A 5,083-nucleotide genomic window follows, 5' to 3' on the forward strand; every position below is an offset into this window, starting at 1 on the left:
TATTAGCTTTGGGATCGGAATCCTGAATCTGGTGAGCAGAGGCGAGGGCTTTTTCGAGCAAGGGAGCAGCTTTTTCTGCTTGGTTGAGCTTCCCAATGGCTTCGGCAATGGCTTTTAAGGCATCGGCTTTGGGATAGGAATCCTGAATCTGGTTGGTAGAGTCGATGGTTGTTTGAAGCAAGGAAGCAGCTTGTTCCCCTTGGTTGAGCTTGCCGATAGCTTCGGCAATAGCTCTTAAGGCATCGGCTTTGTAATAGGAATCCTGAATCTGGTTGGCAGAGTTGATGGCTGTTTGGAGCAACGGAACTGCTTTTTCTGCCTGGTTAAGCTGGCCATAGGATTCGGCAATGGCTCTTAAGGTATTAGCTTTGGGATAGGAATCCTGAATCTGGTGAGCAGAGGCGAGGGCTTTTTCAAGCAAAGGAACTGCTTTTTCCGCTTGGTTGAGCTGGCCATAGGCTTCGGCAATGTCTCTTAAGGCATCGGCTTTGTAATAGGAATCCTGAATCTGGTTGGCAGAGTCGATGGCTTTTTTGAGCAAAGGAACTGCTTTTTCCACTTGGTTGAGCTTGCCGATAGCTTTGGCAATAGCTCTTAAGGCATCGGCTTTGTAATAGGAATCCTGAATCTGGTTGGCAGAGGCGAGGGCTTTTTCGAGCAACGGAATTGCTTTTTCTCCTTGGTTGAGCTTGCCATAGGCTTCGGCAATGGCTCTTAAGGTATTAACTTTGGAATAGGAAGACTCAATCTGGTTAGCAGAGTCGATGGCTTTTTCGAGGAAGAGAGCAGCTTTTTCCACTTGGTTGAGCTTACCATAAGCTTCGGCAATGACTCTTAAGGCTTCAGCTTTGGAATAGAAATACTGAATCTGGTTAGCAGAGTCAATGGCTTTTTCGAGGAAGGGAGTAGCTTTTTCCACTTGGTTGAGCTTGCCAATGACTTCGGCAATGGCACTTAAGACATAGACTTTGGCATAGGAATCCTGAATTTGGTTGGCAAGTTTCAAGGCTTGTACCCACTTTTCATTCTTAGCAAAGGCGACAGCAGCTTTTAATTGGTAATCAGGATCACTTATATGCTGACTCACATTGCTCAATTTCCAGCGAATTTGAGTCAATTGCCCTGGAGTTGTATAATTCAACCAACCCCAAATCCCCATTGCCACTAATAAGGATACTCCCAATCCCCCCAAACTAAAGTAAATTCGTTGCTTACCACGTTGACGCAGTTTTACACTAGCTTGAATAAATTCTTGCTCTCCTGCGCTCAGATCCTCTCGGCGTTGTTTCAGCTTTTCTTTTGCTTCTGTTAGCAATTTACCCCGCAACAATGCCCCTTCATCTCGCTGCATCTTTTCCCATTGATCCATTGCCAATCGCAGTCTTTCTTGCCAAACGCGAAAGCTACGATCTTCTTTCATCCATTGCCGAAACTCACCCCAATTACGAATCAACGCTTCATGGACAACTTCCACAGTTTCTTGGTTAGCAACATTTTGACTGGTAACTACTAATCGATTATCCGCCAACTGTTTCACAAATTCCCAGTTTGCTTCACCCAATTCCGCTTTTGTTGCCCGCCGTCGAGTATCTTGTCCTTCCTCAGGATGCACTAATTGGATAAAAATCCGCCGTGCCTGTTTTTTCTCAGTGGCACTCAACTTATCATAATTCTGATCTGCATGACGAGCCAAAGCACCTTGTACCTTACCTATGTGCTGATAAGCTGCATGAGTTAACAGTTTACCCTTTCGTTGCTTCCACAATTCTGTTAAGGCAAACTCCAGCAGAGGTAAATTCCCCGGCTCATCTTCCACATCATCTAAAATCCTTTCCGCTAATCCAACCTCAAATGTCACCCCCAACTTTTCAGCAGGCTTTTCAATCACTTCTGAAAGTTCATCATGATTCATCGACCTAATTTTGACATCAGATTTTCGGAATAAATCCGCAAATGGAGCATAGGAGAGAGCATTTTCCGAAAAATCCACCCGCATCGTTGCAACTAGCACAGGATTATATTGGGAATGAGAAGGAGAAGATTGAAAGCTACCTAATAAAGTATCCAGAAAACTCCGGCGAATTTCTCGATCCACAGATGGGGTGTAAATTTCTTCAAATTGATCGGCAATCAGCAACACCCGATCTGTGGGATATTTGTGTTGGATTTCAGTCAAAACATAAGAGAGAGGATAGACTTCATTGCGAAGAGATTTTGCTATTTTGCTAGTTTCTTTTAACTTAGCATCGCCAAATAGTTCAGGCATGAAAAGAGGAACAAGTGCCAAAGCTAGAGCATGGAAAGGATCATCACCTTCACTCGGACGAAAATGGGTAAACTTCCAGTGACCTTCATTTTGTAGTTTCGGCACTAATCCCGCCAACACCACGGAAGATTTACCGCTTCCCGACGCACCCAAAACGGGGATAAAATTGCGGTTTTGAGTCGCTTGAAAAAGTTCTTCTATAAATACCTCACGTCCAAAGAAAAACTCTGCATCATTGGGGCCAAAGTGAAACAAACCGCGATAAGGACAGAAAAGATTTTCGTCAGCAGTGTCCACAGATTCAACTAATACTGTTGTACTTTCACGGTAATAATAGTTAGTGATAGTAATAGTAGCAGTGTTATTATCACCAGTCATAATAGCACTGCTGTTAGCACTCCCTCCCAATTGGGCACTACGATTATCCCCTTGTACCCCGTTTTCACTCATTAGATCTAACCTACCAGCAATTTACCCAAATTTGTTCCACACAGCAGTCATAGCCCTGATTTTTATTAGAATCCAATTAAGTATACTATGTTCCGGAAAATTCCGCAAAGGCTTTGTTGTACAACCCATCATTTTTAGGTAAGTTTTAAAGAGCAATTGCTAGAGGTTATGGAGCTACTTTATTGTATTCACTCGACAAGAGTTGGCTATTACCTATTAAGTAGGTAAGCACTAATAAACCTCACTATGTAACGGTTGATGCACCTCATACCCTTGAGATTGCTTCCTTCCACTCCGTTCCAGTCGCAATGACATACTTGTAAATTTTCCCACCTACCTACTTACTCATTTTCAATTTCTTCGCAATAGGCATCCGCCAACCAGTGCCAAAAGCGCGATCGCTAATTTTCAACCCAGGGGGTGCTTGTCTACGTTTAAATTCTGCCCGCATGACTAATTTCACTACTTTATTTACTACCTCTGAATCATGTCCTGCTGCAATAATTTCTGCTAAGGATTCGCAGTTTTCTACTAAGCGGAATAAAATATCATCTAATACTTCATAAGCAGGTAAAGAATCTTGGTCTTTTTGGTCTTCTTTTAACTCAGCACTCGGAGCTTTTGTCAGAATATTTTCAGGAATAATATTTCGCTTTTGAGTAATTCGTAAATTTTCGGCTCCATAGAAATTTTGATTGCTATTAACCGCCTGTTCATTCAACCACCGACACAGAGAATAAACGCGAGTTTTCGGCACATCAGAAATCACAGCCAATCCACCATTCATATCACCATAAAGAGTACAGTAACCAACCGCCATTTCTGACTTATTGCCCGTGGATAAAAGTAGATGACCAAACTTATTAGAAATAGCCATTAATAAATTTCCCCGAATCCGAGATTGAATATTCTCTTCAGCAATGCCAAAATTTGTACCTGTAAATAAACCTGCCAAACTATTGTCATAGCCTTTCATTAAATCCCCAATAGATATAACTTGTTTAGCAATACCCAAATTTTCTACTAATTCCAAAGCATCTTTCACAGAATGCTCGGAACTGTAGGGAGAAGGCATCAAAATAGTAAAAACATTTTCCTTTCCTAATGCAGCAGTAGCGATCGCTGCGACTAAAGCGGAATCTATTCCTCCACTTAAACCCAGAACAACTTTAGAAAAACCACATTTACGCAGATAATCCTTTACTCCTAAAACTAAAGCAGACCAAATTTCTTCATCCTCACTTTCTGGCAAATTTATATTTTCAAAATTATCTGAAGTTAAATCTTTTTTTGCCGAATTAAATTCTACAACTGCCAAATTTGTTTCAAAAGCTTTAGCACGATAAATCACATTCCCAACACTATTAAAAACTACACTACAACCATCAAAAATCAAATCGTCATTACCACCTACTTGATTGACATAAACAATTGGTATTTGATAACGATTTGTACTATGTTCCAACATAGCCTCTCGCAATTTTTGCTTTCTGACTCGATAGGGAGAAGCTGACATATTAATCACAAAATCAACCTGTTGTTCCGCCAATTCTTTCATCGGATCACAAGTATAATTTCGCTTTTCCCAAAATTCTGCATCATTCCATAAGTCTTCGCAAATAGTCACACCAACTTTAGCTGAAGATTCTGAGATGTTAGGAGAAATTTCTAATGTAAAAAAATCGCTAGTTTTACCAGGTTCAAAATATCGGTCTTCATCAAAGACATCATAAGTAGGTAAAAGTCGTTTATGAAATATTTGTCTGACTTTTCTATTGGCTAATAAAGCTGCACTATTAAATAATGATTTTTCTCCATTTTGAGCAGCTTGAAAATTAAAAATTACAGTTCCTACTAAAACTGCTATTTCTGATGGTAAATCTTGAGCTAACTTTTCTAATTCTACAGCAGCAGCTTCTATTAAACTACGATAAATTAATAAATCTCGTGGCGGATAACCTATCAATGATAATTCAGGAGTTATCATCAATTTTGCATCTAAACTTTGTGCTTTTTGGGCAGCTTGTAAAATTAATTTAGCATTGCCAGAAATATCACCAATAATAGGATTAAGTTGAGCGATCGCTATTTTCATAATATTCGATTATTTGTCAAATAAATATACTAATCCTCACTGTAACAGAAAAACCTGTTTAGAGGCGATCGCCACCTCTAGTTATCAAGTCCAGTAAGGTTGTTAATCAAATGTAACGCACAGTCGATCCCAAATATTTCGGTGCGTTACCGAATTATTAATTATTAATAATTAATAATTAAATAATTATGGTTTAAAGCCTCCCCTTGGATAGGGGAAAAAGCGGTCGAGGGATGCCGAGGTCTCCTCGGCATATCCAATCGACCAAGAGA

At 40.2% G+C, this 5,083-nt stretch carries 2 protein-coding genes; both read right to left on the bottom strand.

The features are described from left to right. Positions 1-2,716: tetratricopeptide repeat protein (locus ACP6PL_RS15040; protein ID WP_426546076.1), on the bottom strand; the 2,716-nt coding region annotated here is incomplete at its 3' end. 337 nt (positions 2,717-3,053) lie between these two features. After that, entirely contained in the window at positions 3,054-4,811 is a 1,758-nt protein-coding gene (locus ACP6PL_RS15045; protein WP_426546077.1) for an NAD+ synthase, read from the bottom strand. Positions 4,812-5,083 lie beyond the last annotated feature (272 nt).

Source organism: Dapis purpurea BLCC-M126 (genome assembly GCF_050015975.1).
Taxonomy (GTDB): Bacteria; Cyanobacteriota; Cyanobacteriia; order Cyanobacteriales; family Microcoleaceae; genus Trichodesmium.

Excerpts from the sequence above, each read along its gene's own strand:
- ACP6PL_RS15045 (WP_426546077.1), bottom strand. The coding sequence starts at position 4,811 with ATGAAAATAGCGATCGCTCAACTTAATCCTATTATTGGTGATATTTCT.